At 62.9% G+C, this 18922-nt stretch carries 2 protein-coding genes; both read right to left on the reverse strand.

Going from position 1 to position 18922, the window contains the following annotated elements; genetic code table 11:
• Positions 1 to 40: 40 nt before the first annotated feature.
• The gene (locus tag HU759_RS17100) at positions 41 to 7822 is read right to left on the reverse strand and encodes a non-ribosomal peptide synthetase (protein WP_186617730.1); all 7782 of its coding nucleotides are present in this window, start codon (positions 7820 to 7822) and stop codon (positions 41 to 43) included.
• 3 nt (positions 7823 to 7825) lie between these two features.
• The gene (locus HU759_RS17105; protein WP_186617729.1) at positions 7826 to 18841 is read right to left on the reverse strand and encodes a non-ribosomal peptide synthetase; all 11016 of its coding nucleotides are present in this window, start codon (positions 18839 to 18841) and stop codon (positions 7826 to 7828) included.
• Positions 18842 to 18922 lie beyond the last annotated feature (81 nt).

An 18922-nucleotide genomic window follows, 5' to 3' on the forward strand; every position in this document is an offset into this window, starting at 1 on the left:
TGAACCTACCGACTCGATTAATGCTTGCACGCCACGCCCCTCAGGAAATCAATTTATCCAAATCTTCTGCTGATAGACGTTTGAGGGCCTCCAAGGATTTAGCCAATGCGTCCTGCACCGGTGAATTATTTGTTTGCCGGTTGGCGACATAGGCACTGAAATCCGCCAGCGTCGGGGTGGTGAAGATCGACTTGACGTCGAATTCGGCGTGCAACTGCTCGCGCAGGCGCACCACCACTTGGGTGGCCAACAGGGAATGCCCGCCCAACTCGAAGAAGTTGTCGTTCAAGCCCACCCGTTGCACGTCGAGTACTTCGGCCCAGATTGCGGCGATCTGTTGTTCCAGGTCGCTGCGCGGCGCCGCGTATTCGCGCGCCTGTAGGTTGGCGTCCACCTTCGGCAGCGCCTTGCGGTCGAGCTTGCCGTTGGGGCTCAGGGGCATCTGTTCCAGCAGCATCCATAGCGCGGGCACCATATAGTCCGGCAGGTGTCGGGCCAAGTGCGCGCTTAATACGTCGCGCCAGTCGTCGGCGGCGTTTTGCAACACCAGGTAGCCCACCAGGTATTTGCCGTCGACGGCCAGCACCGCGGCTTCACGCACCCACTCGTGTTCGAGCAGGCGCGCTTCGATTTCACCCAACTCGATACGCAAGCCACGCAACTTGACTTGATGGTCGATACGCCCGGCGTACTCGATCACGCCGTCGTCGCGATAGCGCGCCAGGTCGCCGGTGCGATACAGGCGCTCACCGTCGATAAAGGGGTTGGCAATGAAGCGCTCGGCGGTCAATGCCGGGCGGCGATGGTAACCCCGGGCCAGGCCGACACCGCCCAGGTACAGCTCGCCCAACACGCCCACCGGCGCCGGCTCAAAGTTGCCGTCGAGGATGTAGCAGCCCAGGTTGGCAATCGGGCGACCAATCGGCACCGCATCGCGACCTTCATTGATGCAGGTCCAGTGGGTCACGTCGATGGCGGCCTCGGTCGGACCGTAAAGGTTATACAACCCGGCTTGCGGTAGTTTGGCGAAGACCTGCTGTTGCGCATCCACCGGCAACGCCTCGCCGCTGCACACAATGCGGTGCAAGGTGTGGCAGGTCGCGACGGTCGGGTCTTGCAGGAATGCCTGCAACATCGAGGGTACAAAGTGCAGCGTGGTGACCTGTTCGGCATTGATCAGGCTGACCAGCCTGGCCGGATCACGGTGATCGCCGGGCGCAGCAACGACCAGGCGTGCGCCGGTCATCAGTGGCCAGAAGAACTCCCACACCGACACATCAAAGCTGAACGGGGTCTTTTGCAGCACGCTGTCGCTGACATCCAGGCCGTAGGCTTCCTGCATCCATTGCAGGCGGTTGGTCAGGGCCGCATGACGATTGCCGGCGCCTTTGGGCTGGCCGGTGGAACCGGAGGTGTAGATCACGTAGGCGAGGTTTTCGCCGTCCAGAGCAATATCCGGATTATCTGCGCTAAAGTCTTCGAATCCAGTCTCGCCAAGTACCAGCGTTTCCAGGCCGTGTGGAATCGGCAACTGACCGAGTAGATGCGCCTGAGTGAGCAGCAGCTTCACGCCACTGTCTTCAAGCATGTAGGCCAGGCGCTCACGCGGATACTCCGGGTCCAGCGGCACGTATGCGCCACCAGCCTTGAGCACCGCCAGCAGGCCGATCACCATCTCGATGGAGCGCTCCACCGCCAGCCCCACCAGCGTGTCCGGCCCCACGCCCGCCTCGATCAGACGATGGGCCAGGCGATTGGCGCGACGGTTCAGCTCAGCGTAATTCAAGCGTTGCTCGCCAAACACCAGTGCCGGTGCCTCTGGCGTGAGCGCAACCTGCGCCTCAATCAGTTGCTGCACCGTTTGCTGCAACGGGTAATCGCGGGATGTGGCGTTCCAGTCCTCAATCACCTGCTGGCGCTCAGTGGCGTCGAGCATCGCCAGCTCACCCAGGCGTTGCTGCCCGCCCTCAAGCATCGCTTGCAGCAGGTTGACCAGATGCCGGCCGTAACCTTGCACCGTATTTTCGTGGAAATGCGCGCGGGCAAAGCTGAACTGCACCGACAGCGTTTCGCCCAGATCCACCAGCACCGTCAGCGGGAAGTTGGTTTGTTCATGGGCATGGGGCTCGCCAAACCGAATGCCGCTGCCGCCGCTTTGCGCCAGGGCTTTGGACACCGGGTAGTTTTCGAACACCAGGATATTGTCGAACAAGGCTTCACCGCCCTGCCCGGCCCAGCGCTGAATGTCATACAGGCCAGTGTGTTCATGCTCACGCAAGGCCAGGTTTTGCGCCTGCACGGCTTGCAACCAGTCGGCCACTGACACCTGCCCCTCGACCGCGCAGATCACCGGCAAGGTGTTGATGAACAGACCGATCTGCTGCTCAACGCCCGCAAGCTCCGCCGGGCGACCGGCCACGGTAGCACCGAAGGCCACTACCGCCTGGCCGCTGTGACGCTGCAACAGAATCAGCCACGCCGCCTGGATCAAAGTATTGAGCGTGACTTTGTGGCTTCGGGCGAACGACTCAAGTTGAGTCGTGAGTGTGCGATCAAGCGCCAGTTGATACTCGCCATGCCCTTGCACCGCCATCGGTTGACTGCTGCCCAGCCGTGTCGGGGTTTGCAATGCACTCAATTGCTCACGCCAGAAGGCTTCGGTCGCAGCGGCATCACGCTGTTGCAGCCAACCGATGTAATCGCGATAGCGCCCGGCCGCTTCCGGCACTGCCACAGCGGCATAGCGTTGCAGCACTTCGCCGAACAGCCGCGAATTGCTCCAGCCGTCCATCAGGATGTGATGGCTGGTGTAGATCAACTCGTAGCACTGCTCATCGGTGCGCACCAGTACCAGCCGCACCAGTGGCGCCTTGGCCAGGTCAAAACCCTGGCGGCGCTGGGCCTGTTGCAGGTTGTGCAGTTCCAGTTCGCGCTCCGGCATGGCGCGCCAGTCCAGAACCTGAATCGGCAGCCGCGCTTCGCGGTATACCACCTGGCATGGCCATTCCAGCTGGCCTTCCCAGAAGAACCCGCTGCGCAGCACATCATGGGCCTGCACCGTGGCATCCCAGGCGTGCTGGAAGCGCGCCACATCCAGGCCTTGCGCCGTCACGCGAATCTGGTTGATGTAGTCGCCCGCCGTCTGCTCATAGAGGGTGTGAAAGAGCATGCCTTGCTGCATGGGCGACAAGGTGTAGATGTCTTCTACGGCATCGAACGCCAGCGGCAACGACTCCAGCTGCGATTGGTTCAAGCGCGATAACGGGAAATCCGAGGCGGTCACACCGCCATTGCCGGGCGTGCAGCAATGTTCTATCAGCGCGTTGAGTTCGCGGGTGTAAGCCGCGCTCAGCGTTTCGATCACCGCGGGGTCGAACATCAGCGGGCTGAACGTCCAGCCCAGTTGCAGTTCGCCGCCATAGACTTGGCCGTTGAGCGTCAGCCAGTTACCCAGCGGCGCATCCGGGCTTTGTTCGGCACCGGCACTTTCTGCGGCGGGCGCGAACAGGGTGTCCGGTTGGTCGAAACTGCCGTCAACCTGGCCCAGGTAGTTGAAGGTGATGCGCGGCGCTGGCAAAGCACTGAACGCCTCACGTGTGGCGTCATCGCCCAGGTAACGCAAAGCGCCAAAACCCAAGCCTTTATGCGGCACGCTGCGCAATTGCTCCTTGATCTGTTTGATCGAAACCGCCAGGGACACGTCGGGGGTCAGGCGCACCGGAAACAGGCTGGTGAACCAGCCCAGGGTGCGCGTCAGGTCAATGTCGTCAAACAGGTCTTCACGGCCATGGCCCTCCAGCTGGATCAGGCTCGAGGCGTGACCCGTCCACTGGCAGATCACCCGAGCCAGGGCCGTGAGCAGCAGGTCGTTGATCTGAGTGCGGTAGGCCGTCGGCGCCTGTTGCAGCAATTGCCGGGTGCGTTCGGCATCCAGTTGGCTGACCACAGTCTCAGCCAGTCGCCCGGGACGCGCGCCTTGCGGGTCACGGCACGGCAAGTCGGTGGCCGCACCTTGCAGCTGTTGCAGCCAAAAGGCTTGCTCGGACGCCATCGCAGCGCTACGGGCGTGGGCTTGCAAGCGCCCGGCCCAGGCTTTGAATGAAGAGGTCTTGGCCGGCAATTTTTGGTCGCGATACAGCGCTTGCAGGTCTTCAAGGAACACCCGCCAGGACACGCCGTCCACCACCAAGTGGTGCATCACCAGCAACAGGCGCTGGGAACCGTCTGCCAGCTCGACCAGTACCGCACGCAGCAATGGCCCCTGTTGCAGGTCGAGGCTGCGCTGGGCTTTTTCGCAGAGCGCGGTCAACTCGCTGGCATCTGCCACCTTGGCTTGCCACAGTACCTGTGTGCCAGCCGCAGCATGCTCGGCTTGCCAACCCTCAAGGTGCTGGCTGAAGCGCAAACGCAGCACATCGTGGTGAGCAATCTGGCCCTGCAACGCGGCTTCCAGACGATCGCCCTGAAGCGCTTGGCGTGGCGTCAGCAAGAAGGACTGGTTCCAGTGATGCGGGTCCGGCAGCTGCATCTCGAAGAACAACTGCTGGAACGGCAGCAACGGCGTCTCACCCTGCACCGAACCTTGGTCGATCACCCGCGCGGTTTGCAACTGCGCCACCCGCGCGAGGCTGCGCACGGTTTGATGCTGGAACAACGCCTTGGCGGTGAAATGAATACCGGCGGCACGTGCGCGACTGACCACCTGAATCGAGATGATCGAGTCACCGCCGCGCTCAAAGAAATTGTCATTCAATCCCACCTGCTCGATGCCCAGCACGTCGGCCCAGATGGCGGCGATCTGCTGCTCCAGCGCGCTTTGCGGGGCTTCATATTGCTGCGTGGCTTCGGGCTTTGGCAGCGCCTTGCGGTCAAGCTTGCCGTTGGGGCTCAGCGGCATCTGCTCCAGCAGCATCCATTGTGCGGGCACCATGTAATCCGGCAGTGTTTCGGCAAGATGAGCGCCGAGCACATCGCGCCAATCATCCGCTGCGTTTTGCAGCACCAGGTAGCCCACCAGGTATTGACTGTCCGGTGCCAACACGGCCGCTTCGCGGACGTAATCGTGTTCCAGTAAACGCGCTTCGATTTCGCCCAATTCGATACGTAGGCCACGCAACTTGACCTGATGATCGGCACGCCCGGCATATTCAATCACGCCGTCTGCGCGATACCGCGCCAGGTCGCCGCTGCGGTACAGACGCTCACCGCTGACAAAGGGATGGGCGATAAAACGCTCGGCGGTCAATGCCGGACGTCGGTGATAACCACGGGCCAGGCCGAGACCGCCCAGGTAAAGCTCGCCCAGCACGCCAATCGGTACCGGTTCGAAATGGCTGTCGAGGATGTAGCAGCCCAGATTGGCAATCGGGCGACCAATCGGCACGGCGTCACGCCCTTCATCGACACAGGTCCAGTGGGTCACGTCGATGGCGGCTTCGGTTGGACCGTAGAGGTTATAGAGCCCGGCTTGCGGCAGTTTGGCCATGACTTGCTGTTGCGCATCCACCGGCAGCGCCTCGCCGCTGCACACGATGCGCTGCACGCTGTGGCAGGTCGAAACCGCCGGGTCTTGCAGGAACGCCTGCAACATCGAGGGTACAAAGTGCAGCGTGGTGATCTGTTCGGCAGTGATCAGGCTGACCAACCGGGCCGGATCACGGTGATCGCCCGGTGCTGCAACGACCAGGCGCGCGCCGGTTATCAGTGGCCAGAAGAACTCCCACACCGACACGTCGAAGCTGAACGGGGTCTTTTGCAGCACGCTGTCGCTGGCGCCCAGGCCATAGGCCTCCTGCATCCATTGCAGGCGATTGAGCAGCGCTGAATGGCGGTTGCCGGCGCCTTTGGGTTGGCCGGTGGAGCCGGAGGTGTAGATCACGTAGGCGAGGTTTTCGCCGTCCAGCGCGATATCCGGGTTTGCGTCGCTGTAGCTGTCGAAGCCGGACTCACCCAGCACCAGGGTTTCCAATCCTTGTGGGATCGGCAACTGTTCGAGCAAATGCGCCTGAGTCAGCAGCAGCTTCACGCCGCTGTCTTCAAGCATGTAGGCCAGGCGCTCACGCGGGTATTCCGGGTCCAGCGGCACATACGCGCCACCGGCCTTGAGCACCGCCAATAGCCCCACCACCATCTCGATGGAGCGCTCCACCGCCAGCCCCACCAGCGCATCCGGGCCAACGCCGGCCTCGATCAAACGATGGGCCAGGCGATTGGCGCGGCGGTTCAGTTCGGCGTAACTCAGCGAAACGTCACCAAAACGCAATGCCGGAGCATCCTGTTGCGCCAGCACCTGCGCTTCAATCAACTGATGCACCCACTGGCCTTGCGGGTAGGCGCGCTCGGTGGCATTCCACTGGTAGAGGAGTTGTTGGCGCTCCGTGGCGTCCAGCGTCGCCAGGTCCTGCAAGGCCATTGCAGGGTTGGCCACGGCGGCGCGTAACAGGTTCAGCCAATGGCCCAGCATGCGCGAGGCCGTCGCCGTGTTGAACAAGTCGGTGGCATAGGTCAGGGAGGCCCAGAGGCCGTCGCCGGTTTCCTGGGTATCCAGGCTCAGGTCAAACTGGGCGCTTTGGGTTTCCAGTTCGAGGCTGGCCACACGCAGGCCCGGCAGTTGCTGCTCTGCGGATGGGGTCTTGGCCTGGTGATTGAACATCACCTGAAACAGCGGGTTATGGCTAAGGCTGCGTTCGGGTTGCAGCGCTTCGACCAGTTGCTCGAAGGGCAAATCCTGATGGGCCTGGGCTTGCAGCGCGCGGCGCTTGGTGTGTTGCAGCAGTTGGGCGAAGGTCATCTGGCCGTCGAGATCGGCCTTGAGCACCTGCGTGTTGACGAAAAAGCCGATCAGCGATTCGGTCTCGACGCGGTTGCGGTTGGCGATCGGCACGCCGACGCGAATGTCCGACTGCCCGCTGTAGCGATACAGAAATACCTGAAACGACGCCAACAGCAGCATGAATAGCGTCACCCCTTCGCGCTGGGCCAGGGCCTTGAGACCGGCGACCAGGGCGGGTTCCAGGGCCATGTAGTGGCGTGCGCCAAGGAAACTCTGCTGTGCTGGGCGCGGGTGATCGAGCGGCAGCTCCAGCACCGGCTGCGTGCCACTGAGCAGCTCACGCCAGTAATCCAGTTGACGGGCCTTCTCCCCCGCCTCCATCCAGCGGCGTTGCCACAACGCGTAGTCGGCATACTGGATCGGCAGCGGTGCCAACGTGCACTCCTGGCCCTGGCTGTAGGCGGCATAAAGCTGCATCAGCTCTTGCACCATCACGCCCATCGACCAGCCGTCAGAAACGATATGGTGCTGCACCAGCACCAATACATGCTCTTCTTCGCTCAGGCCGAGCAAGCTGACCCGCAATAATGGACCTTGCTGCAAATCGAAAGGCCGGGCGATTTCAGCTTCGACGTACGCCTTGAGCCGGGCCTCATCGATCGAGCTTTCGTCAATCTCGATCACAGCCTGGGCCAACACTTGCTGGGCACGCTGCTCGCCCTCCAGGTGCAAACGGGTACGCAGGCTTTCATGGCGTATCACCAGCGTGTCGAAGCTGCGCTGCAGCGCGACCTTGTCCAGGCGCCCGCTCAGGCGCAAGGCGCCGGGGACGTGATAGGCCGCGCTGTCCGGGTCCAGTTGCCAGAGAAACCACTGGCGCTCCTGGGCATAAGACAGCGGTGCGTGCTGGCCGTCCTCGCGAATCGAGGCGATCGGCAGTTGCGCGAAACTCATGCCACGGATTTGCAGGCGTTGGTAGAACTGTTGACGCTGTTCCAGAGGCAGGCGAAGAAAGCGCGAAACCAGATCGATATTAGGGTTGGAAAGCATGGTTCAAATCGCCTCTAGTTCGCTCAAAAAGTCACGAAGATCATCAAAGTCTTCCGCGCTGCCGGCGCGGAAGGTGGCAGCGGCCTGGGCATAGGCGCGCAACGTTTCGGTCTGGAACACTTCCACCAGCGGCACTTCCAGCCCCAGTTCGGCCTGCACCCGCGAGGTGATCTGGATTGCCAGCAAGGAGTGGCCGCCCACTTCGAAGAAGTTGTCGTCCAGGCCCACGCGAGGCAAGTGCAGAATCTCGGCCCAGATCGCGGCGATTTGCTGCTCCAGCTCGGTTTGCGGGGCGACGTAGTGCTGCTGCATCAGGCTCGCATCCGGCTCGGGCAGGCCCTTGCGGTCGAGTTTGCCGTTGGGGGTCAATGGCATTTGGTCCAGGAACATGAAGTGCGTCGGCACCATGTAATCCGGTAGCCGGGTTTTCAGGGCCCGGCGCAGGCTGTCGCGGAACGCGGTGTGGTCGAGCTGCACGGTGGCAGGCACTACATAGGCGACCAATTGCTTACCGGCCTGGCCTTCCTGGGCCACGACGACGGTTTCGCCGACGCTGTCCTGCTCGCGCAGGCGTGCTTCGATCTCGCCCAACTCAATACGGAAACCACGAATTTTCACCTGATGGTCGACACGCCCGAGGTAATCCACCACGCCGTCCGCACGGCCACGGGTCAGGTCGCCGCTGCGGTAAACGCGGCTGCCAGGCTTGCCGAACGGGTCCGGCACAAAACGCTCGGCGGTGAGTGCCGGGCGCTCCAGATAACCACGGGCCACGCCTTCGCCGCCGAGGTACAGCTCACCAGCCACGCCGATGGGTTGCAGGTTGAGTTGTGAGTCCAACACGTAGCCGCTGCGGTTGCCCAACAGTGTGCCGATCGGCGCGTAGACGGCGCCGCAGGGATCGCCTCGGCGGGCTTTCCACAGCAATGGCGTGACCACGGTTTCGGTCGGGCCGTAGCCGTTGAACAGGTATGTTGGTTTCAGTGCGCGCCAAGCCAGGTCGTAACTGGCCTGCGCCACCGCATCACCGCCGAAGCAGTACACGCGCACATTGGGCGGGTTGCCATCGCGCTCGGCATGCTCGGCCAATTGTTGCAGGTACACCGGCGGGAACACGGCCATGGTCACGTGGTGACGGTGCATTTGCGCGTAGGTGTATTCGGGCAGCCACAGGCTGTCGTCGCGGATCAGCACGCTGGCGCCATTGATCAGCGGGTGCATCCAGCCTTCGTGGGAGCCGTCAAAGGCAAATGACATGAAATGCAATTCGCAATCGGCCGGGCTGGTTTCGTAGCGTTCCCCGGTGGCGATGATGTGCGCCACCAGTGGCCCGTGGGAAACGGCCACGCCCTTGGGCATGCCGGTGGAGCCGGAGGTGTAGATCACGTAGGCGAGGTTATCGCCATCCAGATTTACCTGCGGCGCGGTATCGCTGTAGCCGGTCCAGTCTTCGGTGCGGTCAATGGCCAGTGTGTCCAGACCCTCGGCGAGCGGCAATTGCGGCAAGGCGCTGGTGTGGCTCAGCAGCAACTTGGCGCGGCTGTCTTGCATCATGTACAGCAAACGATCACGCGGGTATTCGATGTCCAGCGGCACATACACGCCACCGGCTTTCATCACTGCGAGGAACGCCACCATGATTTCCGCACTGCGCGGCATGGCAATCGCCACCCGCACTTCCGGGCCGACGCCACGAGCGATCAGCGCATGGGCCAGGCGGTTGGCCTGGCGGTCCAGCTCGTCATAAGTCAGGGTTTGTGCATCGAACTTGACCGCCACCGCATCCGGGGTTTCCCGGGCGCGATCGGCGAACAGTTCGTGTACCAGGCGCTCGGCCGAGAAACCGGCGTCGGCCTGGTTCCACAGCTGCAGGATGTGCTGTTGCTCATCCTGGCTGAGCAGGTTCAACTGGCTGATGGGCTGCTGCTGGTCGGCAACCATCGCCTGCAACAGGTTGTGCCAGTGACGGGCCATGCGTTCAATGGTCGACGCTTCGAACAGGTCGGTCGCATAGCTCAGGGACGCACTCAACTGGTCACGGGACTCCTCGATGTCCAGGGTAAGGTCGAAATGCGCAGCCGTTTCATCCCAGCTCACCGGGCTCATGTCCAACTGCGCCAGGCGCTGTAAATGCTCGCTGGCCTGACTGATGTGATGGTTGAACGCCACCTGGAACAACGGGCTCAAACTCAGGCTGCGCTCAGGTTGCAGGGCCTCGACCAGTTGCTCGAACGGCAGGTCCTGATGGGCCTGGGCTTCCAGGGCGCGCTGTTTGACCTGCTGCAACAACTGGGCAACGGTGGTTTGCGCGTCGATCTCGGCCTTGAGCACCTGGGTGTTGACGAAGAAGCCGATCAGCCGTTCGGTTTCAACGCGGTTGCGGTTGGCTATCGGCACGCCGACACGGATGTCCTGCTGGCCGCTGTAGCGATGCAACAGCGCGTGGTAGGAGGCCAGCAACAGCATGAACAGCGTCACACCTTCGCGCTGGGCCAACGACTTGAGGCCATCGAGCAACGGGGTCGGCAGCGCCATATACAAACGCGCGCCGCGATGGGACGGTACCGCAGGGCGCTGGTGATCAAAAGGCAACTCCAGCACCGGTTGCTCGCCGCCGAGCAGTTCACGCCAGTAGTCGAGCTGGCGCGCCTTTTCACCGGCTTCCATCCAGTCGCGCTGCCATTTTGCGTAGTCGGCGTACTGGATCGGCATTGCCGGCAATTGCAGGGCCTGGCCTTGGCTGTAGGCCGTATACAACTGCACCAGTTCGTCGACCATCACTTGCATCGACCAGCCGTCGGAGATGATGTGATGTTGCACCAGGACCAGCACATGCTCGTCTTCAGCCAGGCGCAAGAGGCTCACACGCATCAGCGGCCCCTGGCGCAGATCGAACGGTTGCGCCACCAGCGCTTGCACCCTGGATTTGAGCTGCGCTTGGTCGGTGAGCTGCGACACGAGTTCGATCCGCGCCTGTGGGCTGACCACTTGCACCGTGCGGTCGGTTTCTTGCTGAAAATGCGTGCGCAGGCTGTCGTGACGCGCTACCAGGGTATCGAAGGCACGTTGCAGGGCGCAGCGGTCGAGCGAACCTTTCAGGCGCAGCGCACTCGGCACGTGATAGGCCGAACTGTGTGGGTCCAGTTGCCAGAGGAACCACTGCCGTTCCTGGGCGTAGGACAGCAACAATTGCTGATCGCTGTCCGCCGCCACCATCGCCGGCGCCGAAGCGCTGACCGCGGCCAGAGTGTTGACCCCAGCCAGAGTGTTAACAAAGTCGCCCAGCACGGGCTGCTCAAACAGCGTGCGCAGTGCAACTTCGAGCCCCAGGCCATGGCGCAAGCGGGACACCACTTGCGTGGCGAGCAACGAATGCCCGCCCATCTCGAAGAAGTGATCGTTGAGCCCTACCCGTACGGCGCCCAGCACCTGGGCCCAGATGGCCGCGACACGTTGCTGGGTCTCGGTGACCGGTGCAACCCAATCGACCAGAGCTTGGCTGGTATCCGGCTTGGGCAGCGCGGCACGGTCGAGCTTGCCGTTGGGGCTCAGCGGCAGGCGCTCCAGCACCAGCAGATGCGCCGGCACCATGTAGTCCGGCAGCTCTTGGCGCAACGCGGCCTTGAGCTGCGTGCGCAACTGGGCCTGCTCGGTGTCGGACAATGACTGGCTGGCCACGATATAGCCGACCAACTGGTTGTCCGCCGCGATCACCAGCGCCTCGCGCACACTGGCCTGGGCCAGCAGGCGCGCTTCGATTTCACCCAACTCGATACGGAAACCTCGCACCTTGACCTGATGGTCGATTCGCCCCACGTACTCGATCATCCCATCGGCGCGATAGCGCGCCAGGTCACCGGTGCGGTACAAACGGCCGACGCCGTCAGCACAGAAAGGATCGGGAATGAAGCGGTGGGCCGTCAGGTCCGCACGCTTGAAATAACCCCGCGCCAGCAGCGGCCCGCCGATCACCAACTCGCCGGCGACACCTACCGGCACCGGGTTGAGGTTGGCATCCAGCAGGTAAATGGCACGGCCATCCAGCACGCGGCCAATCGGCATCATCGACGGCAAGGCTTCACGGCCCTCGACATACGCGGCGCAGTCCAGGGCAGTGGCGGTCACGGTGGCTTCGGTAGGCCCGTAGGTATTGAGCAGCCGCACATGCTGCAAGCCTGCTGCGCGCCAGGCATTCAGCCCTTCAGGCGGCATGGCTTCGCCGCCAATGTGCAGTTGGCGCAGGCGCCCGTAATCACGTGGGCCTAGGTCTGCAAAGTCGCGCACCAGAGACAGCCAATAGGCCGTGGTCAGGTCGACCACGGAAATATCGTGTTCAATCAGTTGCTGGTAGAAGGTGTCGCTGTCCCACAGTTCGCCACCGCGTACCACCACCGCCGCACCGCAGCACAGCGCCGGGTAGAGCTGCTCGACAAAACCGTCGAAGTTGAAGGTGCCAAATTGCAGCACGCGGTCATGGGCCTGCAGCGCAAACAGTTCGGTGAATACTTCCACATGCCGGGCCAGGGACGCCAGGTCGATGCCCACGCCTTTTGGCCTGCCGGTCGAGCCGGAAGTGAACATCACGTAGGCCAGGTTGGCCGGCTGCGCCCTCGACACGGGGTTTTCAGCACTGTAATCGGCCAACCAGTCTGCGCCGGACTCCAGGCACACAAGCGTCAGGTTCGCGCTGATCGGCAGATGCGCCACCAACGGCTGCTGAGTCAGCAGTAATTGCAGACCGCTGTCCTCGATCATGCATTGCAGGCGTTCGGCCGGGTATTTCGGGTCCAGCGGCACATAAGCGCCACCGGACTTGAGCACCGCCAGCAAGCCAACGATCATTTCCAGGGAACGGTCCACCGCCACGCCCACCAGGGTGTCGGCGCTGACGCCCAACGCGATCAGACGATGGGCCAGGCGATTGGCGCGCAGGTTGAGGTCGGCGTAGGTCATACGCTGCTGGTCCAGGATCAGCGCGATGTTTTGCGGGTGCCGCGCGGCTTGTTGTTCGAAGCGCTGCAATACGCTTGCCTTGGCCGTTTGAGCAACACTGCGCGGGTTCCAGTCTTGCAGTACGCGGGTGTATTCAGGGTCCAACAGCAAGGGGATGGCGCCCACGGCTTGCTCCGGCGCCTGGATAAATTGCTGCAGCAAGCCCTGCAAGTAGGTGCCGATGTGCTGCACAGTGTCGGTGTCGAACTGCGCACGCAGGTATTCCAGGTGCAGGCTCAGGCGCTCGCCGCCGTGCACGGTCAGTGTCAACGGGTAGTTGGTGCGCTCCTGATGACTGACGCCACTGAAACGCAAACCGCCCTCGCCCGACTGTTCCAGCGTCTTGGCCACCGGGAAGTTTTCGAACACCACCAGCGTGTCGAATAATGCCTCACCGGCCGAACCGGCCCAGCGCTGGATATCAAACAGCGGCGTGTGTTCATGCTCGCGCATTTCCAGGTTCAGTGCCTGTACGCATCGCACCCAATCGCTGACGCTTTGCGCCGGGCTGGCGGCGGCAATCAGCGGCAAGGTGTTGATGAACAGGCCGACTTGCTGCTCGACATCCGCCAATTGCGCCGGGCGCCCGGAAACCGTCACCCCACAGGCGACGCTGGACTGGCCGGTGTAGCGTTGCAGCAGCAACAGCCACGCCGATTGCACCAGGGTATTGAGGGTCACTTGGTGTGCACGGGCGAAGACCGCCAGGCGCTGCGTCTGGATAGCATCCCACTCACAAAGCACTTCACCGTATTCACCCGCACTCTGCGCTGGGCTCTTGGCCACACTGCGCGCCAGGTGCGTCGGCTCGTCCAACTGCGCCAGGCGCTGGCGCCAAAAGGCCTCGCCCAACGCCGGATCCTGCTGCTGCAACCAGGCGATGTGCTGGGAAAACCCCGCGCCCACCGGCGCCAGTGCCTGGCCCTTGCAGGCCTGCAGCACTTCATTGAGCACCAGTGCGTTACTCCAGCCATCCATCAGGATGTGATGGCTGGTGTAGATCAAGTGCCAGCAGTCTTCAGCCGTACGTACCAACGCTACTCGCAGCAACGGCGGACGCGCCAGCTCGAAGCCCTCGCGATGGTGCTCGGCAGCCAGGCTGTCCAGGGCGGCGGGAAGTTCCTGACGCCCACGCCAGTCGAATTCGGTAAACGGCAAGCTGACCTGTCGATACACCACTTGCAGGGCCTGGCCCTGGTCGTCCTGCCAGACAAACCCGGTGCGCAACATGTCATGCCGTGCCAGCACTTGCGCCCAGGCGCGCTGGAAGACTGCCACGTCCAGGCCGTGCACATCGGCGCGCAGCTGGCTGACGTAAATATCATCCTCGCCCTGTTGGTAGAGGCTGTGAAACAGCATGCCCTGTTGCATCGGCGACAGCGGGTACAGGTCCTGCACGTCCCTTGCCGGCAGTGCCAACTCGTCGAGCTGGGGTTGGGTCAATTGCGCCAGGGTCACGTCGGCCGGTGTCAGGCCGCCCTGTTTAGGGTCGACGCAATGCGCGATCAGTGCCAGCAGTTCCTGCTGGTAATCATCCGCCAGCTGCTGGACAGTCGCGACCTCGAACATTTCACGGCTGAACCCCCACTGCAGGGCCAATTCACCGCCGTACACCTGCCCCTCCACCGTCAGCCAGTTAGCCAGCGGCGCCTCCGGGTCTTGAGCCTGCCCACTGCCCTGGGTGGCGGGAACGAACAGCGCCGACTCGTTGAACTGGCGGTCGAACTGCCCCAGGTAGTTGAACGTGATGCGTGGCGCGGCCAGGTTCGAGAGCGCTTCACGGGCGTCAGGCGTGCCGAGGTAGCGCAGCAGGCCGTAGCCAATGCCTTTGTGCGGCACGGCGCGCAGTTGTTCCTTCACCGATTTGATCGCCGCCGACAGCTCGCCATCAGCTTGCAGGCGCACCGGGAACAGGCTGGTGAACCAGCCCACGGTGCGGCTCAAGTCAAGCGTGTCGAACAGGTCTTCACGGCCATGGCCTTCCAGCTGGATCAGCGCGGCAGGCTGCTCGCTCCAGCGGCTGACCACTCGCGCCAGCGCGGTTAGCAGCAAGTCATTGACCTGGGTGCGGTAGGCCGCCGGGGCGTCTTGCAGCAGTTGACGGGTGTGTTCGGCGCTCAAGCGGATTTCGAGCTTGCTGCCCAGGCGATTCTGCAGGCCGCCCTGGGGGTTGTCGCAGGGCAGATCGGCGCTCGCGGTCTGGGCCTGCCAATACGGCAGTTGGTTGCCCAGCGTCAGCGCATGGGCCTGCAACTGCTGCGCCCAGTCTTGGTAGGCACTGGTCTTGGCCGGCAGCGCAGCGTTGCGGTAAGCCTGCTGCAGGTCTTCGAGCAGGATGCGCCACGACACGCCATCGACCACCAGGTGATGCACCACCAGCAGCAGGCGCTGGGCGCCGTCTGCCATCGAGACCAGTACCGCGCGCAGCAGCGGACCCTGTTCAAGGTTGAGGCTGCCGTGTGCCTTGTCGCAAAGTGCGGCCAGCTCAGCCTCGTCAGCGACTTGGGCCTGCCACACTGAAGCACTTGCAACCGGCTCGGCGTGGGCCTGCTGCCAACCGTCTGCCTGGCGCACAAAACGCAGGCGCAGGGCGTCATGGTGGTTAATCAAACGGGTCAAGGCCGCGTCAATGCGCGCGGGCTCCAGGGCTTCACGCGGGGCCAACAGCAGCGACTGGTTCCAATGCTGGCGCGCCGGGATCACCTGCTCGAAAAAGCTGTGTTGCACGGGCGTGAGGATCACCTCGCCGCTGACTGGCCCCTGATCGATAACCGCCGCCTGTTCAAAGCTCGCCACCAGCGCCAGGCTGCGCACGCTCTGGTACTGGAACAGGTCACGCGGGCTGAGGCGAATCCCCGCCTGACGGGCGCGGCTGACCACTTGGATGGAGATAATCGAGTCGCCACCCAGCTCGAAGAAGTTGTCGTCCAGACCGACTTGCGCGGCGCCGAGCACATCACTCCAGATTGCCGCCAGGGCTTTTTGCAGGGCGTTTTCAGGCGCGATAAAGGCTTGCTGCGGCGCAGCATCCGGCAACGGCAGCGCCTTGCGGTCGAGCTTGCCGTTGGCAGTGACCGGCAGTTTGGCCAGGGTGACGAAGTGCGTGGGCACCATGTATTCCGGCAGGCTGCTGAGCAACCAGGCCTTGAGGTCGCTCGGCGCTTCACCCTCGTTAACCAGGTAGGCAACCAGCTGTTTGCCGCCCTGCACCAGCACCACCGCTTCTCGCACCTGCGGGTGTTGGATCAGGCGGGTTTCGATTTCGCCCAGCTCGATACGCAAGCCGCGCAGCTTGACCTGATGGTCGAGGCGGCCGAGGTACTCGATCACGCCATCGGCACGCTGGCGCACGCGGTCGCCGGTGCGATAGAGGCGCTCTCCGTCAACAAAAGGGCTCGGCACAAAGCGTTCGGCGGTCAAGCCCGGGCGGCGGTGATAGCTGCGCGCGAGGCCGACACCGCCCAGGTACAACTCGCCAGAGACACCGGCGGGCACCGGGTTGAGCTGGGCGTCGAGGACATAGGTAGCCAGGTTGGCAATCGGACGACCGATGGGCACGCTGTCGGCGCCTTCGTCGACGCATGTCCAATGGGTGACGTCGATGGCGGCTTCGGTGGGGCCGTAGAGGTTGAACAAACCCGTCGCTGGCAGTTTGGCGAACACCTGCAACTGCGCGTCCAACGGCAAGGCTTCGCCGCTGCACACGATGCGTTTGAGGCTCGTACAAGCCTGCACGCCCGCCTCATGGATAAACGCCTGAAGCATCGACGGCACGAAGTGCAAGGTGGTAATGGCGTGACGGCCGATGGTCTCGATCAGTCGCGCCGGCTCGCGATGTTCGCCAGGAGCGGCGACCACCAGCCGAGCGCCGGTCATCAATGGCCAGAAAAATTCCCACACCGACACATCAAAGCTGAACGGGGTTTTCTGCAAGACCGCATCGCTGGCGTCCAAACCGTAAGCCTGCTGCATCCAGCACAAACGGTTGACCAGCGCGCGATGGCTGTTGCCGGCGCCCTTGGGTTTGCCGGTGGAACCGGAGGTGTAAATCACGTAGGCCAAGTTGAGCGCCTGGATGGCCACGGCCGGTGATTCACTGCTATAGCCGGCAAGCCAACCCGGCGCCTGGTCCAGAACGATCACTTGCACGCCATTAATCGGCAGCGAAGCCTGCAGGCTTTGCTGGCTGAGCAACAGCGTGATGCCGCTGTCTTCGATCATGTAGGCGAGGCGTTCCTGGGGGTATTCGGGGTCCAACGGCACATAGGCACCGCCGGCCTTGAGGATCGCCAACAGGCCCACCACCATCTCGACCGAACGCTCCACACAGATACCCACCAGCACGTCGGGGCCGACGCCCTGCTCGCGCAAGGCATGGGCCAACTGGTTGGCGCGGGCGTCGAGCTGGGCATAGCTCAACGTGGTCGCACCAAACACCAGCGCCGGAGCATCCGGGGTGCGCTGTACCTGCTCTTCAATGAGCCGATGCACTCCTTGCGCGGTCGGGTACGCCTGGGCCGTCTGGTTCCATGCCTGGACCAGCACCTGCTGCTCATCGGCGGCCAGCATCGGCAACTCACCGATGCGGTGTTCGTCGCCGGAAACCATGGCCTGCAGCAGGCTGACCCAGTGCTCGGCCATGCGTGCAATAGAGGGCGCGTCAAACAGGTCGTTGGCGTAGGTCAACGCAGCGTGCAAGGTGCCGGACTTTTCATAGGTATCCAGGGTCAGGTCGAACTGGGTGGTACGGCCTTGCCACTCCACCAGCGCCAGTTCCAGGCCGGAGGCGGTGCTCACCGAGGCAATGTCCGCTACCACCGGCTGGTGGTTGTACATCACCTGAAACAGCGGCGTATGGCTCAGGCTGCGCTCGACCTTGAGGGCTTCCACCAGACGCTCGAACGGCAGCTCCTGATGGGCCTGGGCGCCGAGGGCGTGCTCCTTGATGCCCTGCAACAGTTCGGCGACACGGGTTTGCCCGGTTAACTCGGTACGCAGAACCTGAGTGTTGACGAAAAAACCGATCAGCCCTTCGACCTCACTGCGATTACGATTGGCGATCGGCACACCGACGCGGATATCGCCCTGCCCCGTGTAGCGATGCAACAACACGTTGAAAGCGCCCAGCAGCAACATGAACAGGGTGACGTTGTGCTTTTGCGCGCAACTACGCAGCTGCGCGGCGAGGCCTGAATCGATGGCGAAATTATGCCGGGTGCCCTGGTAGCTGGGCATGGCCGGACGCGGGCGATCGGTGGGCAGTTCCAGCACCGGATGCTCATCACCCAGACGTGCCTGCCAGTATTCAAGCTGGCGTGCCTGCTCCCCCGCTTCCAGCCAACGGCGCTGCCACAGGGCGTAGTCGCTGTACTGGATCGGCAGCGCCGGCAATTGCGGCGTCTCGTGGCGTTCGTGGGCGTCGTAGCAGCGAATGAACTCGTCGATCAGCACATTCATCGACCAGCCATCGGAGACGATGTGGTGCAGGGTCAGCAGCAGCACATGCTCTTGCGCATCGAGCTTGAGCAATTGCACGCGCAGCAGTGGGCCGTTTTCCAGATCGAACGGCAGCAGTGATTGACGGGTCGCCGCCTGATTGACGGCCTGCTCGCGTTCGTCAAAGCCCAGCGCACTGAAGTCCAGAGGCTCGACGGCAACCGACGGCTCGATGGCAACTTGCAGCAAACGATCGTCGGCCTGGCGCCGGAACACCGTGCGCAGGGTTTCATGACGTGCCACCAGGCTTGCGAATGCCTGCTCCAGTGCGCGCAGGCTGAGGGCGCCTTTTAACCGCACCGCGCCGGGTAGGTTATAGGCACCACTGGCCGGGTCCAGTTGCCACAGAAACCACATGCGCTGCTGCGCGTAGGACAGCGCCTGGCGATCCTCCACGTCCACGCCCGCCGGAATCGGAAACCGGGAAAAATCCACGCCTTCTTTCTGCAGGGCTTGCAGGAATACCTGGCGCTTTTCCAGGGGCAACCCGATAAACCGGCGAGCAAGTTTCAAGGAGTCTTCAGCATTCATTTCTTGGAGTCCGGAACAATAGGCAGGAAGCACAAAGGCACGTCGTCCCTATAAAACGAACCGGACAAGGAAAAATTAGCG

The organism is Pseudomonas sp. OE 28.3 (genome assembly GCF_014268205.2).
GTDB classification, from domain to species: domain Bacteria; phylum Pseudomonadota; class Gammaproteobacteria; order Pseudomonadales; family Pseudomonadaceae; genus Aquipseudomonas; species Aquipseudomonas edaphica.

What these genes read in the sequence shown, in the direction of transcription:
- HU759_RS17105 (WP_186617729.1), bottom strand. Translation starts at nt 18,841, where the DNA reads ATGAATGCTGAAGACTCCTTGAAACTTGCTCGCCGGTTTATCGGGTTG.
- HU759_RS17100 (WP_186617730.1), bottom strand. Translation starts at nt 7,822, where the DNA reads ATGCTTTCCAACCCTAATATCGATCTGGTTTCGCGCTTTCTTCGCCTG.